Source organism: Pseudomonas sp. G3-39 (genome assembly GCF_054790485.1).
This window is the reverse complement of sequence record NZ_CP186497.1, coordinates 790,656-817,593: the sequence shown is the minus strand read 5'-3', so window position 1 is coordinate 817,593 and position 26,938 is coordinate 790,656. Positions and strand designations below refer to the sequence as shown.

The following is a 26,938-nucleotide window of genomic DNA, read 5'->3' as shown; positions in this document are numbered from 1 at the left end:
CAAACCCTCTTATTGTTCTGTCAGGGGACGCACGCGTACGCCCTGTTCGAGCTGCGCCAGTTGCGCCGCATCGTTGATGCCGAAACCGATCTGCGTCACCGCCATCGCGGCAATCGCCGTGGCCGTGCGCAGGGTCTGCTCGGGCGTATCGGCACTGAGCAGACCGTGGAGCATGCCGGCCAGCAACGAGTCACCGGCCCCTACCGTGCTGGCAACAGTCACCTTCGGCGGCGTGGCATGCAGCGCCGAGCCGACGCTGAACCAGTTCACACCGTCGGCGCCATGGGAGATCACCACGTGCTCGATACCCTTGGCGTGCAGGCACGCCGCAGCCTGAGCTTCGGCGGCGTGCGAAACCACATCGCAATCGAGCGCATCGGCGAGTTCTTCAGTATTCGGCTTGATCAGCCACGGACGCCCTTCAATGGCCGCGCGCAAAGCTTCGCCACTGCTGTCGAGGGCGACTTTCAGGCCGAGACCGTTCAGGCGTTCGATCAACTCACGCAACCACTGCGCGCTGACGCCACGCGGCAGACTGCCGGCGACCACCACCGCGTCATGCCCCGGAGCGATCTGCAGCAGACGCTCAAGCAACGCCTGCTGCGCCGTCGCGTCGACCACCGGCCCCGGGCCGTTGATGTCGGTGATGCGCCCGTCGTGCTCGGCGACCTTGATGTTGCTGCGCGTCTCCCCCGGCACGCGAATGAACGCATCGACAAAGCCGCGCTTGGCGAACAAAGTCTCGAAGGCTTGCAGATTGTCTTCGCCGAGAAAGCCGCTGACCGTCAGTTGATGCCCGAGGTCTGCGAGTACCTGGGCGACGTTCACGCCTTTGCCGGCGGCGTGGGTGTGCATCTCGTCGCTGCGGTTGACCTGACCGGCCTCCAGGCGTGGCAGCTCGACCGTGAGGTCCAGCGCCGGGTTGAGGGTCAGGGTGAGAATCTTGGCCATTACAGGGCCTCCACTAATGTACGCACTTCGTTCGCGCTGCCCACGGTGAGGGCTTGTTGAGCAAGGGTTTGCGCCTGGGTCAGGCTGAGTTCGCGGATGCGCGCCTTGACCTCGGCGATGCTGCGACCGGACACGCTCAGCTCATCGACACCGAGGCCGACCAGCACCGGCACCGCCAGCGGATCCGCCGCCAGCTCGCCGCACACGCCGACCCATTTGCCATGGGTATGTGCGGCGCGCACGGTGATGTCGATCAGTTGCAGCACCGCCGGGTGCAGGCCGTCAGCCTGGGCCGAGAGTGTCGGGTGACCACGGTCGATGGCCAGGGTGTATTGCGTCAGGTCGTTGGTACCGACGCTGAAGAAGTCGACTTCCTTGGCCAATACCGGCGCCAGCAATGCGGCGGACGGTACTTCGATCATGATCCCCAGTTGCAGATCAGCGACCGGGATTTCCAGGCGCAAGCGCTCGGTCATGTCGCGGGCCTGACGCCATTCTTCGACGCTGCCGACCATCGGGAACATGATCCGCAGCGGCCGGTTATCCGCCGAACGCAGCAAGGCGCGCAATTGCGCTTCCATGACCTGTGGACGCTGCAAGGTCAGGCGAATGCCGCGCACGCCGAGGAACGGGTTTTCCTCCTTGGCGATCGGCCAATATGGCAGCGGTTTGTCGCCGCCGACATCAAGGGTGCGCACCACCAGCGGTCGCCCGGCGAGGCCGTCGAGAACGCGGCGGTATTCGGCTTCCTGAGTGGCTTCGTCCGGCGCCTGCGGGTGGGCCATGAAAATCAGTTCGGTGCGCAGCAGGCCAATACCTTCGGCGCCCTGCTCGACCGCAGCGGTAACGCCGGCGCTTTCACCGATGTTGGCGAACACTTCCACGGCGTGACCGTCAGTGGTGTGCGCCGGTTGATGGCGTTGTTCGGCGGCAGCCTTGAGACGCTGCTCGCGGGTATCGCGTTCTTCGGCGGCGCGTTGCAGGGTCGCGGCATCGGCGTCGACGTGCAGGCGACCGCGCTGGCCGTCGAGCAGCAACGGCGTGCCCGGTTCCAGCAGCAACACCGCAGCGCCAGCTCCGACCAGCGCAGGAATCCCGAGAGCACGGGCGACGATTGCACTGTGCGCGGTGGCGCCGCCGCGCGCGGTGAGAATCCCTGCAACTCGGGCCGGATCGAGCCGCGCCACGTCGGATGGGCCGACTTCGTCCATCACCAGAATGTATGGCTGCTCCGGCTCGTTCGGCGTCTGCACACCGCAAAGTTGCGCCAGCACCCGGCGCCCGATGTCACGCAGGTCCGCCGCCCGCTCGGCGAGCAACGCGTCCTGCAGCGATTCCTGTTGTTTGGCCGCTGCTTCAATCACCGCCATCCACGCCGCTTCGGCGCTTTCGCCTTGCTTGAGACGGGTGTCGACTTCGTCGGTCAGTTCCGGGTCGTCGAGCATTTCCTGGTGGGTGATAAAAATCTCGCGAATCGCCTTGGCCTTGCTGCGTTCGATCAGACCCTGAATGTCACGGCGCACATCGCTCAGCGCTTGCTTGAGGCGCTCGCGCTCGATGGCGGCGGACTCGCCGCGCAACGGGTAATCGATAGCCTGCTGCACCTGAATGTGCGCAGGCCCAATGGCGATGCCCGGTGCCGCCGGTATCGCCTGCAACTGCGCGCCGGACGCCGGGGCGATCAGCACTTCGGCGATATCAGCGATGGCTTCGCGTTGCTGACTCACGGCCGGCAACGGTTCGACTTCTTCACCGAGGCCTTCTTCGATAGCGGCCAGCAATGCAGGCAAGGCGTCAGCAGCGATGCTCGGTTCGGCGATCAACTCCAGCACCTGACCACGACGGGCGCCGAGACTCAGCAGCTTGCTCAAGCTTTTTACCGACACGGCGCTGTCCGCGCTGTCGACGATGCGCACGCGGATTTCACCGTCAAAACTCTTCGCCAGTTGCGCAAGGATCTTCGCCGGACGTGCATGCAAACCGTGGGCGTTGGCCAGGGCAATACGCGCGCTCGGCCAATCGGCCGGCAGTTCGCCGCCGAGCACTTCGAGGACTTTGCGGCTGCTGGTGGCGCGGCCCAATTCATGACCGCGTCCTTCGATGAGCAGCGCACACAGACGTTCGAGCAGCGCCTGATGCGCCTCACCCAGACTGGCCAGACAGAACAGACCGCTGAGCGGCTGCCCGAGGTAGCGCATCGGTTTGTCCGGGGTGACGAACGCCAGGCCCGGGCGCTTCACGGTTTGCTCGCTGTGCAGCCACCACAGGCCATCGCCCAGTGGCAGCGCTTCGACTTGTTGCAACACACCGGCAAAACCGTTGCTCACACAATCAGCCTGCCGCAACAGACGCGCGCCACGCCAGACCAGTTCTTCGAAATCGTCAGCTGAGACGCCGAGGCCGATCATCTGCGCATCCAGCGCCAGTTCCTGTGGCGCGCCTTGCAGCAGTTTCAGCAGCGCTTCCGGCGAGCTGGCGCGACGCAGGGCCTGACCCAGATCGGTCTCGCCGAGGGCGCGGGTCAGCAGTTGCAGCAGGCGCAGGTGTTCGTCGGATTTGGCGGCGATGCCGATCGCCAGGTAAACGATCTGGCCGTCGCCCCAGTCCACACCCTCGGGAAACTGCATCAGCCGCACGCCGGTGGCGAATACCTGATCGCGGGTCTCCGGGGTGCCGTGGGGGATGGCGATACCCTGGCCGAGAAAGGTCGAGCCCTGGGCTTCCCGGGCCTGCAATCCAGCGAGGTAGCCATCGGCGACCAGGCCATCGGCCACCAGATGATGGGCAAGCAATTGCAGGGCGGCGGGTTTATCCACAGCCGATTGGCCCATGGATATCTGCTCTATAGTGAGCTCGAGCATGCGATCTCCTTTTTGGCACATGGATGCGCCAGGATATTGTTTTGAATGGTCACAGCTTAGGCGCTGGTCAACCTGCTTTTCAGCGGCAGTTTTGGCGGTTTCACGGCAGAACCGGCCAAAGGCGTCTAAAACGTAGAAAATACGCTTGCTGAAACGTTTAATCTAGATTGATCGGCACGTTACTCGATAATGTCTCATCCTTGAAGTCCAACTTGTCGGATGCGCTGCGACAATAGTCGTCTGCCCGAATCGGGTAGGATTGGCGAAAATGTGGCGGCAAGCTCGAAAAAACAAGGAAATCCCGGGTTGAAACTCAGTGATATCGCGCGGTTGGCCGGAGTGTCCGTGACCACCGCCAGCTACGTCATCAACGGCAAGGCCGAACAGCAACGCATCAGCAACGCCACGGTCGAGCGGGTGCGTGCGGTCGTCGAACAGCACGGCTTCACCCCCAACCCGCAAGCGGCCGGGTTGCGCAGTCGGCACACCCGCACGCTGGGCTTTATTCTGCCGGATCTGGAAAACCCCAGTTACGCGCGGATCGCCAAACTGCTGGAGCAAGGCGCGCGGGCGCGGGGTTATCAGTTACTGATTGCGAGCTCCGACGATGCGCCGGACAGCGAGCGCCAGTTGCTGCAACTGTTCAAGGCGCGCCGTTGCGATGCGCTGATCGTCGCCAGTTGCCTGCCGGCCGGTGACGACAGCTACCGCCAGTTGCAGGCCAAGGGCTTGCCGATCATCGCCATCGACCGGGTCATGGAACCCGAGCACTTCTGCTCGGTGATCAGTGACGACCGCGAAGCCAGCCTGCACCTGACCCAAAGCCTGCTCAACCCGCAGCCGAAACAGATCGTGCTGCTCGGCGCACGTCCGGAGCTGAGCATCAGTCAGGAACGTGCTGCCGGCTTCAAGCAGGCACTGGTCGACTTCAAAGGCGAAGTGCTGATCGAGCACGCCGAGTCCTTCAGTCGCGAATGCGGCAAGCAACTGATGGAAGAACTCCTGCAACGTCTGGGGCATTTGCCGGATGCACTGGTAACGACTTCCTACGTGCTGCTGCAGGGCGTGTTCGATGCGCTGCATGACTTCCCGCTCAAATCCCGCCCGCTGCGTCTGGGCACCTTCGGTGACACGCAATTGCTCGACTTCCTGCCGCTGCCGGTCAACGCCATGGCCCAGCAGCACCAGTTGATCGCCGACAAGGCACTGGAACTGGCGCTGGCCGCTGTCGAGCAATCGCAATACAAGCCTGGCGTGCAGGCCATCGCCCGTACCTTCAAGCAGCGTATTCATCGGGACTGAACCGTGGAGCTGATCGACAGCCACACCCACCTCGACTTCCCCGACTTCGACGCCGATCGCTCGGCGTTGCTCGCCGAAAGCCGCGCCCTCGGGGTGCGGCGGATGGTGGTGCTGGGGGTTTATCAGGGCAATTGGCAACGGGTGTGGGAGCTGGTGCAGAGCGATGCCGACCTGTACGCGGCATTCGGCCTGCATCCGGTGTACCTCGATCAGCATCAACCCGAAGATCTACGCGCACTCGGCGACTGGCTGACGCGGCTACGCGGCCATCGGCAACTGTGTGCGGTGGGCGAGATCGGCCTGGATTACTTCATCGAAACCCTCGACCGCGAACGCCAGCAGGCGCTGTTCGACGCGCAGCTGCAACTGGCGGCAGATTTCGAACTGCCGGCGCTGATCCACGTGCGCCGCAGCCACGCCGCGGTGATCGCCACGCTCAAGCGCTTTAAGCTCAAGCGCGCGGGCATCATCCACGCGTTCGCCGGCAGCCGCGAAGAAGCACGCGAATACATCAAGCTCGGTTTCAAACTGGGTCTGGGCGGCGCGCCAACCTGGCCGCAGGCGTTGCGCATGCATCGGGTACTGGCGGATCTGCCGCTGGATTCGATCGTGCTGGAGACCGACTCTCCGGACATGGCGCCGGCGATGTTTCCCGGAGTACGCAATACACCGGCGCACTTGCCGGCGATCTGTGCGGCGCTCGCCGAACTGATGAAGATCAGCCCGGAACAATTGGCCGCCGCCAGCACCGCCAACAGCTGCGAAGTGTTCGGTTGGTAATCAGTCGCCGTGGACCTTGGCCGCTTCGAGAATCAAGGTCATGTGCTGACGTTGACGGACAAAGCGTGCCAGTGCGAAGTAGATAAAAATCACGATCAACGACGCATTCAACTGTTCAGTCACGCTGAGCAGCCCGATCCATTCCATGACCAACGCCACCAGCAGCGCAGTGCACACGGTTACCGAGGCGCTGAAGCGCAGCAATCCCAGCGAATCGAGGGACTTGAAGCGTTTGATCTGTTTGGGGCAGCGCAGCTCCACAGCGTTCTGGCAGTGCGCGCAAGTGAACGGTTCATTGATTGCGATGGCGTTGAGTTGCCAGGGTTTGAGTACCTGTAGGGTCTGGCAATGAGCACAACGGCCCTGGACTCCCAGGGTTGCAACGGACATGAGCGGCCTCCTCGACGCAATCAGCGGAACTCGGATACTGGCTCATTAATGACGAAAAGCCAGCCGCCGGAAGAAAACAGGAATTGGCTTACAAGCGTAAGTATCAATGCATTACAAAATGTTCTGACATTACCGCCCTTGTAGGAGTGAGCCTGCTCGCGATAGCGGTGTATCAGCCAACAATTGAATTGACTGACACACCGCTATCGCGAGCAGGCTCACTCCTACAGAATTCGCGCTCGATCAGACGCGGAACGCGCTGATCAGTTGTTTCAGCTCCACTACCTGCGCCGACAGTGCCCGGCTGGCGTCCTCCGTCTGGTGCGCCCCCTGGGCCGTGCGCTCGCCAGCACGGTTGATCTCGACGATGTTCTGGTCGATGTCATGGGCCACGGCGGTCTGTTGCTCCACGGCGGCGGCGATCTGCTGGTTCTGATCGACGATCATGCCGACCGCGCCGAGGATGTTTTCCAGCGCCTGCTGGACCTTTTCCGACTGCCCGACCGTGCCGTTGGCCATCTGATGGCTAATGCCCATGGCCTTCACCGCAGCGCCCACGCCGCCATGCAGCTTGCTGATCATCTGCTCGATTTCTTCGGTCGATTGCTGGGTGCGCTTGGCCAACGTACGCACTTCGTCCGCCACCACCGCAAATCCCCGGCCCTGCTCTCCGGCCCGGGCGGCTTCGATGGCGGCGTTGAGCGCCAGCAAGTTGGTCTGCTCGGCAATGCTCTTGATCACTTCCAGCACGCGGCTGATCGACTGGCTGTCGCTGGCCAACTGGTTGATCACCAGCACCGATTGATCGATCTCGCTGGCCAGCGCGGCAATGCTGCCCTGCTGCGACTCCACCAGTGTGCGACCGCTGACGGTTTCATCGTTGACGCTGTGCGCGCTGCTCACCGCTGCCGCTGCGCTGCGTGCAACTTCCAGCGAGGTCGCCGACATCTGATTCATCGCGGTCGCCACTTGCTCGATCTGCGTGCGCTGCCCGGCCACCGCCTGATTGCTTTGCGCCGAGACAGTTTCCACCTGCCCGGCCTGGCGCTCGACCTCAGCCACGGTCTGCCCGACTCGTTCGATCAGGTCGTGGATTTTCCTCACGGTGCCGTTGAACACCTCACCCAGTTCGCCGAGTTCATCGCGACTGTTGGCCTTGAAATTGACCGTCATGTCACCGGCCGCGACCTTGTCCATCATCGCGCCCAGGCGCTTGAGCGTGGTGCGAGTCGAGGCGTAGAACCCGCCGTAGAGATAGAAAATCAGCACGAACACCACCGCCAGCGCCACCGCCTGCAACACCATGTGCGTGCGGTTTTGCGCCAGGCGCTGCTGCAGTTGGGTATCGAGAAATTTCAGGGTCGCGTCATTAAGCTGGTAGGTCTGCGCCATCAGCCCGGTGACCTGATCGTAGAACGCCTGCCACGGGGTATCGAGGGTCTCGGCCACCACGACTTTCGCCTCAAACAGTTCACTGGCCTGTTTGAGCGAAGCCTTGCTGCTGTCGGCCGGCGCGCTGAGGCTGACGCGCGCGGCCTGGCTGGAGTCGAGGGCGTCCTGCAGTTTCAACGCGTATTCAGCCTGGAGCTTTTCGATCTGCGCCAGCAACTCGTCGAAACGGCTGCTCGACGAACTGTTGAGAAAGCCCTGCCCCAACGAATACGAACCGATGGCCCGACCTTCGCCGAGAGTCTGGGTCACGGCCGGAGTGATATTGGTGAGCAGCTCGCTGAGCTGGCGGATGTCGCTCTGGTTGTCGCGGCTCAGACCGGCCTGACTGGTGACGATCTGGCTGAAGATCTGCGCATTGCCGAGCAGTTTGCCGATCATCGCGCTTTTGCTTTGCAGGGAGCTTTCCGCCTGTTGAGCCTTGAACGCGCTGATCATTTCATCGCGTTTGCCGTCGAACAGTTTGATCTGCTCGGAATCGTCGGTCATCGCCTGCAAACCTTGCAGGCGCGCCAGCACGGATTGCTCCAGGCTGCGGATCTGCGCTTCGAGGTTGTCGGCTTTGCCGGACTGGCCGAGGGTGACGTTGATCTGCACCAGATTGTTCAGCGTTTCCAGATCCCGGCGCAGGCTCAGGCTGCTGCCCAGCAGATCGAGGCTCTGCAATTCGACCCGGGTGCCCTGGAATTCGCGATAGGAATCGCGCACCAGATAAAAATTGGTCACCAGCATCGGCACCAGGAACAGCACGCTGATCAAGCTGAACTTCATGCCGAAGCTCAGACGGTTCATCAGCGAGACGGCGGGATAGAGCAAGCTCTTCACTGGAAGTCTCCCTTGGTTTTTCTTGTTTTTATTGGCAGGCGCGGGGCGACAGCAGATAGCCACTATCGGGCGCTGTCTCTGTATAGCTCAAATCGGGGGGAGGTTTTGTAACTTAAGGTTAACGACTACTCTGCGCCGGTCACTGACCTGTGGCGAGGGGATTTATCCCCGATGGGCTGCGCAGCAGCCCCATTAAGATATTGGGGCCGCTGCGCGCCCCATCGGGGATAAATCCCCTCACCACAATGAATTTCACGGGCGAGTATCAGTGAATCAACACTGTCCACAAGGCAAACCCGGCATACCACAGCACCGCCGCGCGCAGCAGCAGTTCCCACAGGCAGTCGAGAGTGTTGATGCCTTCAGGCCCGACTACCGGCGGCGGGATCTCACCCGCTGCCAGCCCGACCTTGTTGATCAGCTGCGCGGCGCTGATGTTCCAGTTCAGCAGCTCATGCAACATCACCCGGCTGACCGCGACGAAATTGCCGACCAGAGCCAGACTGGCGGCGAGCAAGCGCACCGGCAACCAGTCAAAGGCGTGACGTAACTGGCCGGCGCGTTCGGCGAGCGCCGGGTTCTGGCTGTGCTCTTCAGCCAATGCGAGCAAGCGATAAGCCAGCGCCGCCACCGGGCCAAGCACGAAGTACCAGAAGATCACCGCGAAGAAACTTTGATAGGCCTGCCACAACAGGTGCCCTTGAACCCGATCCAGCAATTGCTCACCACTGTCGGCGCAGATATCCAGATCACGCTTGGCCACATGCGCGGCCGCTTGCAGGTCTTCACGGCGCCAGGCGTCACGAAACGGCCCGAGGCCGCCAAGCAGATCACCGCGCCCCAAGGCGTAAATCACCACCAGCAAGTGCACCGGCAAGGCCAGCAAGCCGTACGCGACGGGTTCCAGTACCACCAGCAAAAAGGCGAGCAGCGCCACCGGCAGCAACACCAGAATCGTCAGCACCAGCCATGGTCGCTGGGCCAGGCGCTCGCTGGTTTCGAGTTTGTGCAGTTCGCGGATCCATCCGCCATCGCGTTGAACCCGATGGCGCAGGGCCGAGAATTTCTCGATCCAGACCGCCAGCAGTAACACCAGAAAACTCATTGTCCTTCCTCTTGTGCCAGGGCTGCGCGGTAACGCGCCCAGTCGAATGCCGGGCCAGGATCGGTCTTGCGCCCGGGTGCGATGTCGCTGTGCCCGCAGATACGGGCGCCGGTGATAGCCGGAAATGCTGTTTGCAGCTGACGCGTCAACGTGATCAGCGCCTGATACTGCGCATCGGTAAAGGGCAGATCATCAGTGCCTTCGAGCTCGATGCCCACGGAAAAATCGTTACAGGTTTCCCGGCCTTCGAACATCGACACGCCCGCATGCCACGCCCGCTCAAGACAGGAGACAAACTGGGTGACGCTGCCGTCACGTTCGATCAGAAAATGCGCCGAGACGCGCAGGTCGGCAATCCCTGCAAAATAGGGATGCTCGGTGACATCCAGACGATTCTGGAAAAATTCCTGCACCTTGCCGGTGGCGAACTGCGCCGGCGGCAGGCTGATGTTGTGGATCACCAACAGGGAGATTTCGCCCGCAGGGCGTTCATTGAAGTTGGGCGATGGGCAGACCTGTACCCCGTGACACCACCCGCTAGCGGGATCCAACTGCATACCGATTCCTTCAACGCCGACTGTGTTGGCGCCCAGTATGCCGTGATCGGCCCCCGGCGCGCGATCACTTGCCGCGATTGAGTCGCCGCAGATTGCCGAGCACCGATTCCAGCGCCCGATCGAACAGCAAGGTGTCATCCAGCGCCCGCACCGCGCCACGGCGGAACTCGAGGGCCAGCTCGACGCGGCTGCGCTCCAGCACTTTCATCCCGGTGCGGTCGACAAACACGTATTTGCCGGTGGCTTCGATGATCGCTGCCAGTTTGCAGCGCAGGCTGTGCTCGTCGTCTTCCTGGAACGCCACCCAACTGCCCAGGCGCAGTTGCTCCAACTGACGCAGCCCCGGGTCGTCATGCGCCAGGCCGCTGGCATTCACGCCGATCGCGCCCTCGTCGGCGCTACGCAGGGTGATGTGCTGCGACACCTCCACCAACGCCGGCGCATCGGCCGGCGGCTGCTCGGTGAGCGGTTCAAGCACACGCACATGCAGCGCTTCCAGCTCGCTGAAAAATTCGCTGGTGGCGAACGGATCAAACGCCGAGCTGCTCAGGCCATCACGCAATGATTTGAGCAACCCTGGCACCAGCGCCAGCAACTGCAGACCGGCGTCCGCCTCGTCGTGACGCTGCACGCTCCAGATCAATTGCTCCATGGTCTGCACATCGGCCTGCCATTCAGCGCAGTGGTCGCCATGTTTGAGGCAGGTCAGCAGCAGCACTTTGCTCCACGCATCACGCACAAAGGTCACCACCGACGGCGGCAGGACTTTACCCAGCAACGCCTGGTTCAGCACATGCTCGACTCGCTGCCGAGCCAGTTCGGTTTTCGCCCGCCCTTCCTCGGCATCGCGCAAACGCTGTTCGAGCAATTCGCTGCGCCGCCGCTCATCACTGGTGAAGGCCAGGAAATCGGCGAGCAACTCGGAGAAAATCGCCGGGTCGTCGACGAAGTCACTCAACAGGCGCTGCACCACTTGTTCGATGCGCAGATACAGGCTGTCACGCGCCTCGCCATTGCAATCGCCCCAACCCATGGCGGCATCGGCGATTTCATTGAGCAGGCGCCGCGCCGGGTGGCTGCTGCGGCTGAAGAAACTTTTGTCGAGTACTGCCACCTTGAGCATCGGAATCTGCAAACGCGCGATCAACGCCTTGAGCGAATCCGGCAGGTTACGGTCTTCGAGGATGCAATCGAAGACCATGGCGATCAGGTTGATCACGTCTTCATCCGCGCCGTCGACGATGCGTGATTTGCCGCTCCTCACGCTGACCCGCGTCAGCAGCTGCTCAAGCTGATTGCGCAGATCGAAATCGTCCTGCGCCGCCAGTGCCGGGACGTATTGCTGCAAGTGTGAAAGCAGGCGCAGTAGATCGCGGGTGCTGATCGGTTGCGCCGCCGCACTCGGCTCCAGGGTCGGCGCGACACTGCCGCGCACGTGCAGCAGCAGTTCCTGCAACGCGGCGAAGACTTCCTGCACGCCTTCGTCGGCGGGCGCGGGTTCGTCACTCTCTTCGCTGCTGATGCTTGCTGCCGCACGCTCGATTGCGCGGCGTGCGGGGGCCGGTTTCAACTCAGGCAACACGCCGGTGGCGACCAGCAATTGATTGGCTTCGGCATACAACTGCTCGGTATCGGCCAGCACATAGCGTTCGAACAGTTTGAGCAGGATCAGCTTGACCTTGATCTCCACGCCCAGGTTACGTCCGGCCTGCAGAAAGAACTCGCAGAGCATCGCCGGGCCGAGCGGATTGTGTTGGTTATCGAAATCCTTGCCCAGCAACACGTTGAGCCGCGCAGTCAGTTGATCGAGGGCAAAACCATCACGCTTGAGCACCCGCCCGACCATGGTCTCGACCGCCACGCTGCGTTCCATGTCATCGGTACGCGGTGCCGAATCCTCGAATATCAGCGTGCCGGGCAATTTGGGTTGCACGACTTCGTATTGAATCAGCGCGACAAAGGCTTCGAAGAATTGCTCGAGAAAACCCCGTTCGATGTTTTTGCGCTTGAGGCGCAGGTCGCGCATGGCTTCGAAAAAGATGTTCTGTTCGACGTCATTACGCGCCCGGTCAGCCATTTCGAACAGGGTGTCGTCTGCGTTATCGAACAATTCCTGCAAGCCGTGGCGCAGTTGCTGGGCGGCCTTGTCGCGGACCTGAAGCAGAATCACAGGCAGGCGGGCGAGCGGCGAATGATTCGCTTGATCGGTAGCGGCCTTGTGCAAAGGCACTACATTCCCGTCGTTGTGCATCCAAGCCTCCTGAAACGGTGATTTCACTGGTCAGTTACAACACAGGTCCCTGTGGGAGCGGGAGACGTCAAAGCTATGACGTCAAATGCAAGGCGGATTATCTTGCAAAACTTGTCCCCGGCGCTATAGCCGTCAGGGTTTCCCCTATGCCAGCGACACCTTCCAGTGACCACGAAAAGCCGCGCTTTGCTCACAGGAAATCGACCAGTTGCAGTCAGGCACGCGCGTTCTCGCCTTGGGTTGGCTCTCGCCATGCCCCTATAATCGGCGCACTTAGTTTGTGGAGCCCGTTATGCCGAATCTACGTCTCGCCGATCTGACCGCCGAAATCGAAGCCAACGTGCGCCGTGCGTTGCTCGAAGATGTCGGCAGCGGCGACATCACCGCACAACTGATCCCGGCCGAACGTCTGGCCAAAGCCACCATCATCACTCGCGACGAGGCGGTTATCTGCGGCACGGCGTGGGTCGACACGGTGTTTCGCCAGCTCGATCCGCGCGTCGCGGTGCACTGGCAGGTACGGGACGGTGAACGGGTCAAACCCAATCAGCCGTTGTTTCATCTGGAGGGCCCGGCCCGTTCGTTGCTGACTGGCGAACGCAGCGCGCTGAACTTCCTGCAACTGCTGTCCGGCGTGGCCACGCGTGCGCAATATCTGGCGGACTTCGTGGCGCAAACCCAGGTCAAGCTGCTGGATACCCGCAAGACCCTGCCGGGCCTGCGTCTGGCGCAGAAATACGCAGTGACCTGCGGTGGTTGCCACAACCACCGCATCGGCCTCTACGACGCGTTCCTGATCAAGGAAAACCACATCGCTGCCAGCGGCGGCATCGCGCAGGCCATCGCCGCCGCGCACAAGATCGCGCCGGGCAAACCGGTGGAAGTCGAAGTGGAGAGCCTGGAAGAACTGAAGGAGGCGCTGACTGCCGGCGCCGACATCATCATGCTCGACGAACTGAGCCTGGACGACATGCGCGAAGCTGTCCGCTTGAACGGCGGCAAGGCCAAACTGGAGGCCAGCGGCGGTATCAATGAAAGCACACTGCTGCCGATCGCTGAGACCGGGGTGGACTACATCTCGATCGGTGCGATGACCAAGGATGTGAAGGCGGTGGACCTGTCGATGCGTCTGAGCCTCTGAGGCTGTCACGCAATAAAAAACGCCAGCCCGGTTGAGGCTGGCGTTTTTGTTTCAGACCACCAGATTGTTCATCTCGCAGTATTCATCCCACTCGACGCCCAACACCTCGGCCGCCTCCTTGTGCAGCTCCAGGCGCTTGGCCTCAAACTCTTCAGGGGTGCTGGTGTACTTGAGCGTCAGCTCCCACGGCTGCAAGCCCTGGGCTTCGGCTTCGTCCTCGAACGCCCACTGGATCTGGTCTTTCTGATCATCAGGACTCAGGTCCTTGATCTCTTCTTTCAGGTCCGGGACGTCCTGAATGTATTTTTCCAGCGCTAGTGCGTGACGTTGCTCTTGAGTTAATTCGGTCATGGCGTTCTCGCTGATCGTAAGAATGGAGGATGGATCTGGATCATCAAGGATCTCTCTGACGCGGATTGTCCGGCCTTCGGAACCATTCGGGATCATCTGAAAACTGCTAAGCGATGCTCATGCAGGCACCGAATATAGGACGTTTGCATGACGAATTACACGGCTCTTTACATCTCTCGCACAAAAACTTTGACCTGGGAGATACAAATCGCGGGATTGCGCGAGGGGATGGTGCCCGAGACAGGAATCGAACCTGCGACCTTCGCGTTACGAGTGCGCTGCTCTACCGGCTGAGCTACACGGGCGGTGGGCTAAACCTAGCACCGGTCTTGAAGTCCGGCAACTTCAAAGCCTGTCCCGGTATTTCGCAGACAAAAAAATGCCCCGCCGTTTTCACGGCGGGGCATTTTCATTGCGCTAAAGCTGTGGGCTGATTAAACGCCCGAAGCCTTGGCCGCTGCCACGTCTTTGATGGACAGCTTGATACGGCCGCGGTTGTCCACGTCCAGTACCAGCACTTCCACTTCCTGGCCTTCTTTCAGGATGTCGGTGACTTTCTCTACGCGAGCGTCGCTCAGCATCGAGATGTGCACCAGACCGTCCTTGCCCGGCAGGATGTTGACGAATGCGCCGAAGTCGACGATGCGTTCAACCTTGCCGACGTAGATCTTGCCGATCTCGGCTTCTGCAGTGATGCTCAGAACGCGCTGACGAGCAGCCTCTGCGGCATCCTTGGTTTCGCCGAAGATCTTGATCGAGCCGTCGTCTTCGATGTCGATCGAAGCCTTGGTTTCTTCGCAGATCGCACGGATGGTCGCGCCACCTTTACCGATAACGTCACGGATCTTGTCGGTGTCGATCTTCATCGCGATCATGGTCGGAGCATTGGCCGACAGTTCGGTACGCGACTGGCCGATGATCTGGTTCATCTGGCCGAGGATGTTCAGGCGCGCTTCCAGGGCTTGGCCCAGAGCGATTTCCATGATCTCTTCGGTGATGCCCTTGATCTTGATGTCCATCTGCAGCGCAGTAACGCCTTTGGCGGTACCGGCTACTTTGAAGTCCATGTCGCCCAGGTGGTCTTCGTCACCGAGGATGTCGGTCAGGACGGCGAACTTCTCGCCTTCTTTAACCAGACCCATGGCGATACCGGCAACCGGAGCCTTCATTGGCACACCAGCGTCCATCAGGGCCAGGGAAGCGCCGCAAACGGAAGCCATCGAGCTCGAACCGTTGGATTCGGTGATTTCCGAAACCACACGGATGGTGTACGGGAACACGTCAGCGGCTGGCAGCATGGCCGAAACCGAACGACGGGCCAGACGGCCGTGACCGATTTCACGACGACCGGCACCACCCATGCGACCGCACTCGCCCACCGAGAACGGAGGGAAGTTGTAGTGCAGCATGAACGGGTCTTTTTTCTCGCCTTCCAGGGTGTCCAGCAGCTGTGCATCACGGGCGGTACCCAGCGTCGCGACTACCAGAGCCTGGGTTTCGCCACGGGTGAACAGCGCCGAACCGTGAGTCTTCGGCAGAACGCCGACTTCGATGTTCAGCGGACGTACGGTGCGGGTGTCGCGGCCGTCGATACGTGGCTTGCCGTTAACGATGTTTTCGCGAACGGTGCGGTATTCGATTTCGCCGAAAGCGGCTTTGACGTCAGCAGCAGAAGGCTGGCCTTCTTCGCCGGACAGCTTGGCAACGACCTGGTCTTTCAGCTCGCCCAGACGTGCGTAGCGGTCAGCCTTGACGGTGATGGTGTAAGCCTGGGAGATCGCTTCGCCGAACTCGGCACGGATCGCGCCCAGCAGTTCGGTGGCTTCTGGAGCAGGAGCCCAGGTCCAGGTTGGCTTGGCAGCTTCAGCGGCCAGTTCTTTGACGGCGTTGATCACCACCTGGAACTCGTCGTGAGCAAACAGTACCGCGCCCAGCATCTGGTCTTCGGTCAGCTCTTTGGCTTCCGATTCAACCATCAGTACGGCGTCGGAGGTGCCGGCAACGACCATGTCCAGGCTCGAAGCAGCTTGCTGCTCGTAGGTCGGGTTCAGCAGGTAGCCGGTGCTTTCGTGGAAAGCGACGCGAGCGGCGCCGATCGGGCCGTCGAACGGAATGCCCGAGATGGCCAGGGCAGCCGAGGTACCGATCATCGCAGCGATGTCCGGATCGGTCTTCTTGCTGGTGGAAACGACGGTGCAGACAACCTGCACTTCGTTCATGAAGCCTTCCGGGAACAGCGGACGGATCGGACGGTCGATCAGTCGGGAAGTCAGGGTTTCTTTCTCGGAAGGACGGCCTTCACGCTTGAAGAAACCGCCAGGGATCTTACCGGCAGCGTAAGTCTTTTCCTGGTAGTGAACGGACAGAGGGAAGAAGCCCTTGCCTGGATCGGCTTGCTTGGCACCGACTACGGTCACCAATACGCTGACGTCGTCGTCAACGGTGACCAATACTGCGCCGGAGGCCTGACGGGCGATACGGCCAGTCTCGAGGGTAACGGTCGACTGACCGAACTGGAATTTTTTGATTACCGGGTTCACGGTGTCCTACCTTCTTTGTGGCTCTTGGGGGAACTGGTTTCTTGCGAAATTCTTGGGCAATGTCGGGAATCGGCCCGCTGACTGTCCGGGTAAAACGGTAGTGCAGATAAAACTTGAGGCTGGGAGCCTGCCAGCCACCAACGGAAAACCGCTGATGCCTGACAGACAACCAACCTCATAGCGCAATCGCTGATTAGCGACGCAGACCCAGGCGGCCGATCAGAGCGCTGTAACGGCTCAGATCTTTGCCTTTCAGGTAATCCAGCAGCTTGCGACGCTGGTTTACCATGCGGATCAGACCACGACGGGAGTGGTGGTCTTTACCGTTGGCCTTGAAGTGACCTTGCAGTTTGTTGATGTTGGCGGTCAGCAGTGCAACTTGCACTTCTGGCGAACCAGTATCACCAACAGCTTGCTGGTAGTCGGCAACGATTTGAGCTTTTTCTTGAACGTCGAGAGCCATGAGGCAATCCTTTTATCAGGAAACTGTTTCAAAAACAGTTTCAACAGGCCAGGGACAAATCCCTGTATCTATAAATGAGTAGTGACCGTGCCTGTTAACAGCCACACTCGTTCGGTCATTCTGACCGAATCAGTCGACGCGGCGCGATGCGCCCGTCTTCGCTCACTTCACCGATACCGATGAAGCGACCATTGTGATCCTGTACCCGTACCATGCCGAACTTCGGAGCATCCGGGGCACGTACCGGCTGGCCGTTGAGCCAGTAGAACGCACTCGCTTCGGAGAAGTGCAGCAGCGGCCAACCCTGCAGGCCGCTGTCCGATGGCATCAGGAAGCGGTCGACCGCTTCGTTGCCGCCTTCGGCATGTACCGCTTCCAGCTCTTCGAGGGTCACGGTCTGCGCCAGGGTGAAAGGCCCGGCCTGGGTACGACGCAGTTCTGCGACGTACGCACCACAACCGAGTTGCTCACCGATATCCTCCACCAGGGTGCGGATATAGGTGCCCTTGCTGCAATCCACCGCAAGACGCGCAGTATCGCCTTCGAAGGCCAGCAATTCCAAGCGCGCAATAGTAACAGAACGCGGTTCGCGCTCCACTACTTCGCCTGCACGGGCCAGCTTGTACAGCGGCTGACCGTCACGCTTGAGTGCCGAGTACATCGGCGGTATCTGACTGATTTGCCCACGAAATTTCGGCAGAACCGCTTCGACATCGGCGCGACCAACGGTCACCGGGCGCTCCTGCAAAACCTCACCCTCGGCGTCCGCCGTGGTAGTGGTCTTGCCCAGTTGCGCCAGGGTTTCGTAACCCTTGTCGGAATCGAGCAGGTATTGCGAGAACTTCGTTGCCTCACCAAAGCACAGCGGCAAGACACCGGTGGCCAGCGGGTCGAGACTGCCGGTGTGACCGGCCTTCTCGGCGTTGAGCAACCAGCGAACCTTCTGCAACGCGGCGTTGGAGGTGAACCCCAGAGGCTTGTCGAGCAGGATGATACCGCTGACGTTACGACGGATACGTTTGACCTGAGCCACCGAATTACTCCTTGGTGTCTTCAGGTGCAGCGACCACGTGCTGATTGTCCTCAGCCACGGCGCGCTCGATCAGGGCCGACAGATGCGCGCCACGCACGACGCTTTCGTCGTAGTGGAAGTGCAATTGCGGCACGCTGCGCAGCTTCATTTCACGGGCCAGCTGCATGCGCAGGAAACCTGCGGCAGCGTTGAGCACCTTGATGCTTTGCGCGATGTCTTCAGCGTTGTCCTGCCCCATCACGGTGATGAAGATCTTCGCGTGACCGACGTCACGGCTGACTTCCACAGCGGTAATGGTGACCAGGCCGACGCGCGGATCTTTGACTTCACGACGGATCAGCTGGGCCAGCTCACGCTGCATCTGATCGCCGATACGTTGGGTACGGCTGTATTCTTTTGCCATGATTTTGTTACCTGTTACTGCCCCACGGTGAAACCCGCAAGGTCTGAAAGCGGCAAACGCCCGGCCTGACAAAAGCCAGACCGGGCGTTGCGTTTAGAGTCCTGACGCCGTGGCGCGCATCTGCATGCGGCGGCTCGGCGTGGCCCTTGAAGTGCGCGAGTCAGAGGCTGCGAGCAACCTGAACCTTCTCGAAGACTTCGATCTTGTCACCGACTTTGACGTCGTTGTAGCTCTTCACGCCGATACCGCATTCCATGCCGGCACGTACTTCGGAAGCGTCATCCTTGAAGCGGCGCAGGGATTCCAGCTCGCCTTCGAAGATAACGATGTCTTCACGCAGTACACGGATCGGACGGTTACGGTGCACAACACCTTCGATCACCATGCAACCGGCGATCGCGCCAAACTTCGGCGAACGGAACACATCACGCACTTCGGCCACACCCAGGATGTTCTCGCGAACATCGCTGCCGAGCATGCCGGTCAGGGCTTTCTTGACGTCTTCGATGATGTCGTAGATCACGTTGTAGTAACGCATGTCCAGACCTTCCTGCTCGACGATCTTCCGTGCGCCAGCATCGGCACGCACGTTGAAGCCGAACAGTACAGCGTTGGAAGCCAGTGCCAGGTTGGCGTCGGATTCGGTGATACCACCGACACCGCCACCGACTACGCGCACTTGCACTTCGTCGTTGCCCAGGCCGTTCAGAGCGCCCTGCAAAGCTTCCAGCGAACCACGGACGTCGGATTTGAGGACGATGTTGAGCGTCTTCTTCTCTTCCTGGCCCATGTTTTCGAAGATGTTTTCCAGCTTGCCGGCGTGAGCGCGAGCCAGTTTGACTTCGCGGAACTTGCCTTGACGGAACAGAGCCACTTCACGGGCTTTCTTCTCGTCGGCAACCACGCTCATCTCGTCGCCAGCGTCCGGCGTACCGTCAAGACCCAGGATCTCGACCGGAATGGCCGGACCTGCTTCCTTGATCGGCTTGCCGTTCTCGTCGAGCATGGCGCGCACGCGGCCATAGTTCGAGCCGACCAGCACCATGTCGCCTTGACGCAGCGTACCGTCCTGAACCAGAACAGTGGCTACCGGGCCACGGCCCTTGTCCAGACGCGATTCGACGACTACACCACGGCCAGGAGCCGATGGAGTGGCGGTCAGTTCGAGTACTTCGGCCTGCAGCAGAACCGCTTCGAGCAGCTCGTCAACGCCGGTACCCATTTTCGCCGAGACCGGTACGAATGGAGTGTCGCCGCCCCAGTCTTCGGAGGTCACGCCGTGAACCGACAGTTCGCTGCGGATGCGATCGAGGTCGGCACCCGGCTTATCGATCTTGTTCACCGCAACCACCAGAGGAACGCCAGCCGCCTGAGCGTGCTGAACAGCCTCGATGGTTTGCGGCATCACGCCGTCGTCCGCCGCAACCACCAGGATCACGATGTCGGTCGCCTTGGCACCACGGGCACGCATTGCGGTAAACGCAGCGTGACCAGGGGTATCGAGGAACGTCACCATGCCGCGGTCGGTTTCAACGTGGTACGCACCGATGTGCTGGGTAATGCCGCCGGCTTCGCCCGCTGCTACCTTGGCACGACGGATGTAGTCGAGCAGGGAAGTCTTACCGTGGTCAACGTGGCCCATTACGGTCACGACTGGCGCACGGGAAACTGCCTCACCTTCAAACTTCAGGGACTCGGCCAGGGAATCTTCCAGGGCGGTGTCGCTGACCAGGGTCACTTTGTGGCCCAGCTCTTCAGCTACCAGTTGAGCAGTTTCCTGATCGAGTACCTGGTTGATGGTCGCTGGAGTGCCCAGTTTGAACATGAACTTGATGATTTCAGCAGCCTTGACCGACATCTGCTGAGCGAGATCGCCAACAGTGATGGTCTCGCCGATCTTCACTTCACGCACGACAGGACCGGTAGGGTTCTGGAAACCGTGAGCGTTGCGTTTTTTCAGCTTGGCCTTGCCGCGACCACCACGACGGAAGCCATCGCTTTCTTCGTCGGTAGTGCGTGGCGCCACACGTGGAGCCGGCGCTTTTTCTTTGACCGATGCGCGATGCGGAGCGTTTTTGCGCTCGCCATCGCCACCACCGCCGCGACGATTGTTATCGTCGGCACGTGGCTTGTCCGGACGGCGCTGTTCGTCACGCTTGCGAGTGTCGGCAGCCGGCGCAGCAGCAACCGGCGCGGCGTCGCGCACTGGTTCAGCGACTGGCGCAGGTGCTGCAACAGCTTCGGCAGGAGCGGACGGCGCAGCAGCAGGCTGGCGACGCGCTTCTTCTTCAGCGCGCTGCTTGGCTTCTTCTTCAGCCTTCTGACGAGCAGCATTTTCTACTGCGCGACGCTCTTCCAGTTCACGCTTGCGCTCGGCTTCGATTTCTTCCGGGCTACGCTGTACGAAAACTTTCTTCTTGCGAACTTCAACGCTGATGCTCTTGCTACCAGCCACACGCAGGGTGCTGGTGGTTTTACGCTGCAGCGTGATCTTGCGTGGTTCTTCCACTTTCGCCTTGTGGCTGCTCTTCAAGTGAGTCAGCAGGGATTGCTTCTCACTGTCAGTCACATTTTCTTCGGCGGCGGTGTGCGGCAGACCTGCCTCACGCATCTGCTGCAACAGGCGCTCTACCGGTGTTTTGACCTCATCGGCCAGTTGTTTCACCGTGACTTGCGTCATGCACTTCTCTCCTCAGGCCGCGCCTAATTACTCGAACCAGTGGGCTCGGGCGGCCATGATCAACTTGCCGGCACGATCATCGTCAATGCCGTCGATGTCGAGCAGGTCGTCAATAGACTGCTCGGCCAGGTCTTCGCGGGTAATTACGCCGCGCACCGCCAGTTCCATCGCCAAATCCTTGTCCATACCCTCAAGCGAGAGCAGGTCTTCGGCCGGATGGGCGTCTGCCAGCTTTTCCTCAGTAGCGATGGCTTTGGTCAACAAACGATCCTTGGCACGAGCGCGAAGCTCGTTGACGATATCTTCGTCAAAGCCGTCGATGTTGAGCATTTCTTCCAACGGTACGTAGGCAATCTCTTCCAGGCTGGTGAAGCCTTCATCTACCAGCACCTGAGCCAGTTCTTCGTCGACTTCCAGCTCGTCGATGAAGTTGCGCAGGATGTCGCCGGTTTCTGCTTGCTGCTTAGCCTGGATGTCCGATTCGGTCATCACGTTCAGGGTCCAGCCAGTCAACTGGCTCGCCAGACGCACGTTCTGACCACCTCGACCGATGGCCTGAGCCAGATTGTCTGCGCCAACGGCGATGTCCATTGCATGGGCATCCTCGTCAACGATAATGGCCGCCACTTCTGCCGGCGACATGGCATTGATCACGAACTGCGCCGGGTTATCGTCCCACAGGACGATATCGACACGCTCGCCACCCAACTCGCCCGACACGGCCTGGACGCGCGAACCGCGCATACCGATGCACGCGCCCTGCGGGTCGATGCGTTTGTCCTTGGAACGGACAGCGATCTTGGCACGCGAACCCGGATCACGGGACGCCGCCATGACTTCGATCAGGCCTTCAGCGATTTCCGGCACTTCGATACGGAACAGCTCGATCAGCATTTCCGGCGCGGTACGCGACAGGATCAGCTGCGGGCCGCGGTTCTCGGTGCGGATTTCCTTGAGCAGTGCACGCAGACGCACACCGACACGGAAGGTTTCGCGAGAAATGATGTCTTCACGGGCCAGCAACGCTTCGGCGTTGTTGCCCAGATCGACGATCACATTGTCGCGGGTGACTTTCTTCACGGTGCCGGAGATGATTTCTCCCAGGCGCTCGCGATAGGCGTCGACCACTTGAGCGCGCTCGGCTTCACGCACTTTCTGCACGATGACCTGTTTGGCGGTCTGTGCTGCAATGCGGCCGAACTCGATGGATTCGATCTTTTCTTCGACGACGTCGCCGACCTTGGCGCCCGGATGCGTTTCGGCAACCTTGCTTGGCCAGGTTTCGATCGCAGGATCGTCGAGATCATTCTCTTCGACGACTGTCCAGCGACGGAAAGTCTCGTAGGAACCGGTGTGGCGATTAATTTCCACACGCAGGTCAACTTCGTCTTCAAAACGCTTTTTGGTAGCAGTGGCCAGAGCCAGCTCCAGCGCTTCAAAAATCACGCTTGCCGGTACGCCCTTTTCATTGGATACCGACTCAACAACCAGCAGTACTTCTTTGCTCATCGTACGCCTCGCCTTTCGCAAGCCATTGGATCCGCGGGATCCGCGTCTCAGTCAAAACTGGGAATAATGTTGGCCTTGTCGATCATATCGATCGGCAACAGGAATTCATGGTCATCTACCTGCACCACGACATCCTGTTCTTCTACACCGCGCAGAAGGCCCTGAAAGTTGCGTCGACCTTCAAAAGGCGAGCGCAGCTTGATCTTCACTTGTTCACCGGCAAATTTTGCAAACTGCTCAAGAGTGAACAGTGGGCGTTCCATGCCAGGCGAGGAAACTTCGAGGGTGTATTCAACGGAGATCGGATCTTCAACATCCAGGACACCGCTGATCTGACGGCTGACAATGGCGCAATCGTCCACCAGCACGCCACCCTCTTTATCGATATAAACGCGCAACATCGAGTGACGACCTTGAGCCGAAAACTCGATACCCCAGCATTCATAGCCTAGGGCCACGACCACCGGGGCCAACAAGGCCTGCAACTCTTCTAGCTTGCTCGACACCTGAACCCCCTCGTGCATGTAAATGCATGCGCTGCAAAATAAAAAAATGGGCGAAACGCCCATCCTTGAAACGCCGTCGAACATCGGCGTAGAAAGTGTCCAGCTAACAAAAAGCCCCTGAAAAGGGGCTCCTTAAACTGGTTGCGGGGGCCGGATTTGAACCGACGACCTTCGGGTTATGAGCCCGACGAGCTACCAGACTGCTCCACCCCGCGACAAAGCTGGGGCGGAAGTATACGACCGATCCCTTATAGGGTCAATGTAACCTTCCACCTGCAAGAAAGCCCGCAACAGCGGGCTCTCCTGACTAATTGGTACCGAGAAGGGGACTCGAACCCCTACACCCTATGGGCACAACCACCTCAAGGTTGCGTGTCTACCAATTCCACCACCTCGGCAAAACTACGTTTGAAACCCTTCTTACTTCTGCTCTTGAGCTGGAGGTACGTCAGTCGCTGGAGTAGCCGACTTTTGCTCTTGAAGCACCGGGACATCATCAGAAGCCGGTTGTTGTTGCTTAGGTACTTCCAACACTGCTGGATCTGGCAAACCTGCTTGAGTCAGCTGATGAGCCTTCTCTTTAGCAAAGTAACCTAACCCCAAGCTGGTTATGAAGAAACCGGCGGCAAGTATAGCAGTAAACTTACTAAGAAAGGTAGAGGAACCTTGGCTTCCGAACACAGTATTTGAAGCACCTGCTCCGAAAGACGCGCCAGCGTCCGCACCCTTACCCTGCTGCAGCAAAACCAGAGCAACTACGCCCAATGCACCCAGCAGATGAAAAACGACTACGACTGTTTCCAGCATTTTTTCAGTTTCCCGCGGCGCGACAAATCGCACCGAACTCATCTGCATTCAGGGAAGCTCCACCAATGAGCCCCCCATCGATATCCGGCATGCCGAACAGTTCGACCGCATTGGCCGCCTTCACGCTGCCGCCGTATAGAAGCCGCACACCTCGTGCGACTTCAGAATTCTCTGCCGCCAACTGCTCGCGAATGGCTTTATGCACATCCTGAGCCTGTTGCGGCGTTGCAGTCAGTCCGGTACCAATGGCCCAGACAGGCTCGTAAGCAATGACTGCCTTGGCAAAGGCACCAACACCCAGCTCCTCGATGATGCTGCCCAGCTGACGCCCGACAACTTCAAGAGTTTTTCCGGCTTCGCGCTGCTCGAGGGTTTCCCCTACACACAACACCGGAATCAAGCCACATGCCTGTGCCGCTGCGAACTTGCGATTCAGCATCCCGTCTCGCTCGCCCATTATCTGGCGGCGTTCGGAGTGCCCGACAAGCACCAGGGAACAACCTGCATCCACCAACTGACTCGGTGCAATTTCACCGGTCAATGCACCTTGCATGGATTCCACCGCAGAATTCTGCGCACCGACCGAAATCGATTTGCCTTTCAAGCCATCAATCACTTGATTGATATGCAAGCAAGGCGGGAATACCGCGACATCAACACCGCTTGGCAAGGCCAGATGACGAAGGCCGTTGATCAGCTCAGCGACGCTGGCGCGGGTACCGTGCATCTTCCAGTTACCAGCTACCATAGGGCGACGCATGCTGTACCTCGTCGGTCAAAGTGGGCGCAGATGTTACCCAACACAATCATGGCTGGCAAGCCGAATCAGGCAGAAACTTCACTTACCAGTTGTGCCAGTTCTTCGGCGTAGCTGCGAACCTGAGTTTCATCCTCACCTTCGACCATCACACGCACCAAAGGCTCTGTACCGGACTTGCGCAGAAGTACCCGGCCACGCCCCGCCATTGCCTGGGTGACACGCGCACTGGCTTCCTTGACCGCCGGATGCTCAAGCGGACTTTCACCGCCACCAAAACGCACATTGATCAGCACCTGAGGACACTTGCGCAAGGCCTGACGCGTTTGCGCAAGACCTTCATTGCGGGCCTTCAGTGCCATCAGCACCTGGAGCGCAGCAATGATCGCATCACCGGTGGTGGTGTGATTGAAGCAGACGATATGCCCCGAGTTTTCACCGCCTACCAGCCAGTCGCGCTCCAGCAGTTCGGCGATCACATAACGGTCACCGACATTGGCACGAATGAATGGTATCGAGAGCTCTGCCAGCGCGAGTTCAAGACCCAGGTTGCTCATCAGCGTACCGACTACGCCGCCCTGCAATTTGCCCCGCCCGTGCAGATCGCGCGCAATGATGAACAGCAACTCATCACCATCAACGATGGCGCCAGTGTGATCAACCATCAACACCCGATCACCGTCACCATCAAAGGCGATGCCCAGATCAGCGTGCTCGGCCAGAACCGCGGCCTGCAGCTGACCCATATGGGTCGAGCCGCAATTGTCATTGATGTTCAGACCGTTGGGCTGCGCCGACAGCACGACCACTTCAGCACCCAGCTCACGGAACACACTCGGAGCAACCTTGTAGGTCGCACCGTGCGCACAATCGATCACGATCTTCAAACCGGAAAAGCTGGTACCGGTCGGCACACTGCTTTTGCAGAATTCGATGTAGCGGCCGGAGGCGTCATTGATGCGCGACACCTTGCCGATCTTGCTCGACTCAACCACAGTCATTGGGGTATCGAGCAGCTCTTCGATCATCAGCTCCAGCTCATCAGGCAGCTTTGTGCCCTTGCCGGAGAAAAACTTGATGCCGTTATCGTCATGCGGATTGTGCGAAGCACTGATCACGATCCCGGCTTCAGCCTGGAACGTGCGCGCCAGATAAGCAATGGCCGGCGTCGGCATCGGACCGAGCAGCATCACGTCCGCACCAGCCGAGGTCAGGCCTGCTTCAAGTGCCGATTCGAACATGTAGCCAGAGATGCGCGTGTCCTTGCCGACCAGCACCTTGCAGGCGCCCATCTTGCGAAAGGCCATGCCCGCCGCCCAGCCGAGCTTAAGCATGAAGTCAGGAGTGATCGGATATTCACCGACACGACCACGAATACCGTCAGTACCAAAGTATTTCTTGCTCATAAGTGCTCCATCATTCTTATTCGGCTGATTCCACGGCCGCGAGCATGCGCACCACGTCTACCGTTTCCGCCACATCATGGACGCGCAATATACGCGCTCCTTTAACCGACGCGAGTGCTGCGAGAGCCAGACCACCATAAAGACGCTCACCCACGGGGCGGTTCAATGCGTGGCCGATCATGCTTTTGCGTGAGACACCGACCAATAGCGGACGCCCCAGCGCATGCAGGGCTTCCATATGCTTGAACAAGCTTAGATTGTGCTGCAGGGTTTTCGCGAAACCGAAACCGGGATCAAGAATGATCCGTTCGGCAGGAATACCCGCCGCCGCGCATTGAGTCATGCGCTCTGCCAGAAACTCACCCACTTCCCGGGTAACGTCCTGATAGTGCGGATTGTCCTGCATGTCACCCGGCTCGCCGAGCATGTGCATCAGGCAGACCGGCAACCCGGTCGCGGCTGCGGCATCCAGCGCGCCATCGCGGCGCAGCGAGCGCACATCATTGATCAACCCGGCACCCAGGCGCGCCGTTTCACGCATCACCGCTGGCGTCGAAGTATCGACCGAGATGACTACATCCAGCTCGCGATTGATCAACTCCACGATCGGAGCTACGCGTTCCAACTCCTCCAACGGCGAAACCGCTCGAGCGCCAGGCCGGGTCGATTCGCCGCCGACATCGATCAGCGTCGCACCAGCAGCCACCATGGCTTCGGCGTGACGCAAGGCCACGTCGAGCTGGTTGTACCGGCCACCGTCGGAAAAGGAATCGGGAGTGACATTGAGAATACCCATGACATGCGTCTGGGCCAAATCAAGAACCCGATTGCCGCAAGGCAACCGGGTCAGGGACTGTACAGAAGTCATTTC

Annotated in this window: 22 protein-coding genes and 3 tRNA genes; 3 read left to right on the top strand and 22 right to left on the bottom strand. The window is 60.0% G+C overall.

What is annotated here, in order from left to right; all coding sequences use genetic code 11:
* Positions 1-9: 9 nt before the first annotated feature.
* Both pfkB and ptsP read right to left on the bottom strand, forming a co-directional pair.
* Positions 10-951 (bottom strand): 1-phosphofructokinase, encoded by a 942-nt coding sequence (gene pfkB, locus ACOYXG_RS03585; RefSeq protein WP_027610794.1) that lies wholly within the window; start codon positions 949-951, stop codon positions 10-12.
* Complete coding sequence (gene ptsP / locus ACOYXG_RS03580; RefSeq protein ID WP_460355940.1) at positions 951-3,812, bottom strand: phosphoenolpyruvate--protein phosphotransferase; 2,862 nt, start codon at positions 3,810-3,812, stop codon at positions 951-953. The genes pfkB and ptsP overlap by 1 nt, the downstream gene beginning before the upstream one ends.
* A gap of 306 nt (positions 3,813-4,118) precedes the next feature.
* Here ptsP and cra point away from each other — a divergent pair, with 306 nt between their 5' ends.
* Positions 4,119-5,114, top strand: coding sequence for a catabolite repressor/activator (cra, locus tag ACOYXG_RS03575; protein WP_096795320.1), 996 nt, complete (start codon positions 4,119-4,121; stop codon positions 5,112-5,114).
* A gap of 3 nt (positions 5,115-5,117) precedes the next feature.
* Positions 5,118-5,894 (top strand): TatD family hydrolase, encoded by a 777-nt coding sequence (locus tag ACOYXG_RS03570; protein WP_096795319.1) that lies wholly within the window; start codon positions 5,118-5,120, stop codon positions 5,892-5,894.
* Here ACOYXG_RS03570 and ACOYXG_RS03565 read toward each other — a convergent pair whose 3' ends face one another.
* The 5 genes from ACOYXG_RS03565 to ACOYXG_RS03545 all read right to left on the bottom strand — a co-directional run bounded on the left by ACOYXG_RS03565 (position 5,895) and on the right by ACOYXG_RS03545 (position 12,471).
* Positions 5,895-6,284, bottom strand: coding sequence for a hypothetical protein (locus ACOYXG_RS03565; RefSeq protein WP_027610790.1), 390 nt, complete (start codon positions 6,282-6,284; stop codon positions 5,895-5,897).
* Positions 6,285-6,527: 243 nt separating this feature from the next.
* Positions 6,528-7,232, bottom strand: coding sequence for a methyl-accepting chemotaxis protein (locus ACOYXG_RS03560; RefSeq protein WP_460358391.1), 705 nt, complete (start codon positions 7,230-7,232; stop codon positions 6,528-6,530).
* Between the two features lie 1,591 nt (positions 7,233-8,823).
* The gene (gene ampE / locus ACOYXG_RS03555) at positions 8,824-9,663 is read right to left on the bottom strand and encodes a regulatory signaling modulator protein AmpE (protein ID WP_096795317.1); all 840 of its coding nucleotides are present in this window, start codon (positions 9,661-9,663) and stop codon (positions 8,824-8,826) included.
* Positions 9,660-10,220 (bottom strand): 1,6-anhydro-N-acetylmuramyl-L-alanine amidase AmpD, encoded by a 561-nt coding sequence (gene ampD / locus ACOYXG_RS03550; protein WP_003221563.1) that lies wholly within the window; start codon positions 10,218-10,220, stop codon positions 9,660-9,662. The genes ampE and ampD overlap by 4 nt, the downstream gene beginning before the upstream one ends.
* A gap of 64 nt (positions 10,221-10,284) precedes the next feature.
* Positions 10,285-12,471, bottom strand: coding sequence for a DUF1631 domain-containing protein (locus ACOYXG_RS03545; RefSeq protein ID WP_460355934.1), 2,187 nt, complete (start codon positions 12,469-12,471; stop codon positions 10,285-10,287).
* 292 nt (positions 12,472-12,763) lie between these two features.
* On the opposite strand from ACOYXG_RS03545, the gene nadC reads away from it, so the two are divergent.
* Entirely contained in the window at positions 12,764-13,612 is an 849-nt protein-coding gene (nadC, locus tag ACOYXG_RS03540; protein ID WP_027610785.1) for a carboxylating nicotinate-nucleotide diphosphorylase, read from the top strand.
* Between the two features lie 51 nt (positions 13,613-13,663).
* On the opposite strand, the gene ACOYXG_RS03535 is transcribed toward nadC, so the two are convergent.
* The 15 genes from ACOYXG_RS03535 to folP form a co-directional block, all read right to left on the bottom strand.
* Positions 13,664-13,963, bottom strand: a complete 300-nt coding sequence (locus ACOYXG_RS03535; RefSeq protein ID WP_027610784.1) for a DUF6388 family protein — start codon at positions 13,961-13,963, stop codon at positions 13,664-13,666.
* Between the two features lie 229 nt (positions 13,964-14,192).
* Positions 14,193-14,268, bottom strand: a tRNA-Thr gene (locus ACOYXG_RS03530).
* A 129-nt stretch (positions 14,269-14,397) separates the two neighbouring features.
* The gene (gene pnp / locus ACOYXG_RS03525) at positions 14,398-16,503 is read right to left on the bottom strand and encodes a polyribonucleotide nucleotidyltransferase (protein WP_007961443.1); all 2,106 of its coding nucleotides are present in this window, start codon (positions 16,501-16,503) and stop codon (positions 14,398-14,400) included.
* Between the two features lie 193 nt (positions 16,504-16,696).
* Complete coding sequence (gene rpsO, locus ACOYXG_RS03520) at positions 16,697-16,966, bottom strand: 30S ribosomal protein S15 (RefSeq protein ID WP_003221553.1); 270 nt, start codon at positions 16,964-16,966, stop codon at positions 16,697-16,699.
* A 115-nt stretch (positions 16,967-17,081) separates the two neighbouring features.
* A complete protein-coding gene (truB, locus tag ACOYXG_RS03515; protein ID WP_460355929.1) occupies positions 17,082-17,999 on the bottom strand; it encodes a tRNA pseudouridine(55) synthase TruB in 918 nt (305 codons plus the stop codon).
* A gap of 4 nt (positions 18,000-18,003) precedes the next feature.
* Entirely contained in the window at positions 18,004-18,402 is a 399-nt protein-coding gene (rbfA, locus tag ACOYXG_RS03510) for a 30S ribosome-binding factor RbfA (RefSeq protein ID WP_047597925.1), read from the bottom strand.
* A 160-nt stretch (positions 18,403-18,562) separates the two neighbouring features.
* Entirely contained in the window at positions 18,563-21,082 is a 2,520-nt protein-coding gene (gene infB, locus ACOYXG_RS03505) for a translation initiation factor IF-2 (RefSeq protein WP_027610783.1), read from the bottom strand.
* A 27-nt stretch (positions 21,083-21,109) separates the two neighbouring features.
* On the bottom strand, positions 21,110-22,591 hold the full coding sequence (nusA, locus tag ACOYXG_RS03500) for a transcription termination factor NusA (protein WP_003221546.1): 1,482 nt from the start codon (positions 22,589-22,591) through the stop codon (positions 21,110-21,112).
* A gap of 47 nt (positions 22,592-22,638) precedes the next feature.
* Positions 22,639-23,097 carry a ribosome maturation factor RimP gene (rimP, locus tag ACOYXG_RS03495; protein WP_007915250.1) on the bottom strand — a complete coding sequence of 153 codons (459 nt, stop codon included), beginning with the start codon at positions 23,095-23,097 and terminating at the stop codon, positions 22,639-22,641.
* A 138-nt stretch (positions 23,098-23,235) separates the two neighbouring features.
* Positions 23,236-23,312, bottom strand: a tRNA-Met gene (locus tag ACOYXG_RS03490).
* A gap of 97 nt (positions 23,313-23,409) precedes the next feature.
* Positions 23,410-23,495: transfer RNA gene (locus ACOYXG_RS03485), tRNA-Leu, on the bottom strand.
* A 22-nt stretch (positions 23,496-23,517) separates the two neighbouring features.
* A complete protein-coding gene (gene secG, locus ACOYXG_RS03480) occupies positions 23,518-23,904 on the bottom strand; it encodes a preprotein translocase subunit SecG (protein ID WP_027610782.1) in 387 nt (128 codons plus the stop codon).
* A gap of 4 nt (positions 23,905-23,908) precedes the next feature.
* Entirely contained in the window at positions 23,909-24,664 is a 756-nt protein-coding gene (tpiA, locus tag ACOYXG_RS03475; protein WP_008088336.1) for a triose-phosphate isomerase, read from the bottom strand.
* A 65-nt stretch (positions 24,665-24,729) separates the two neighbouring features.
* Positions 24,730-26,067 (bottom strand): phosphoglucosamine mutase, encoded by a 1,338-nt coding sequence (gene glmM, locus ACOYXG_RS03470; RefSeq protein ID WP_460355924.1) that lies wholly within the window; start codon positions 26,065-26,067, stop codon positions 24,730-24,732.
* Positions 26,068-26,083: 16 nt separating this feature from the next.
* Complete coding sequence (gene folP, locus ACOYXG_RS03465) at positions 26,084-26,935, bottom strand: dihydropteroate synthase (protein ID WP_027610780.1); 852 nt, start codon at positions 26,933-26,935, stop codon at positions 26,084-26,086.
* Between the last annotated feature and the right edge of the window lie 3 nt (positions 26,936-26,938).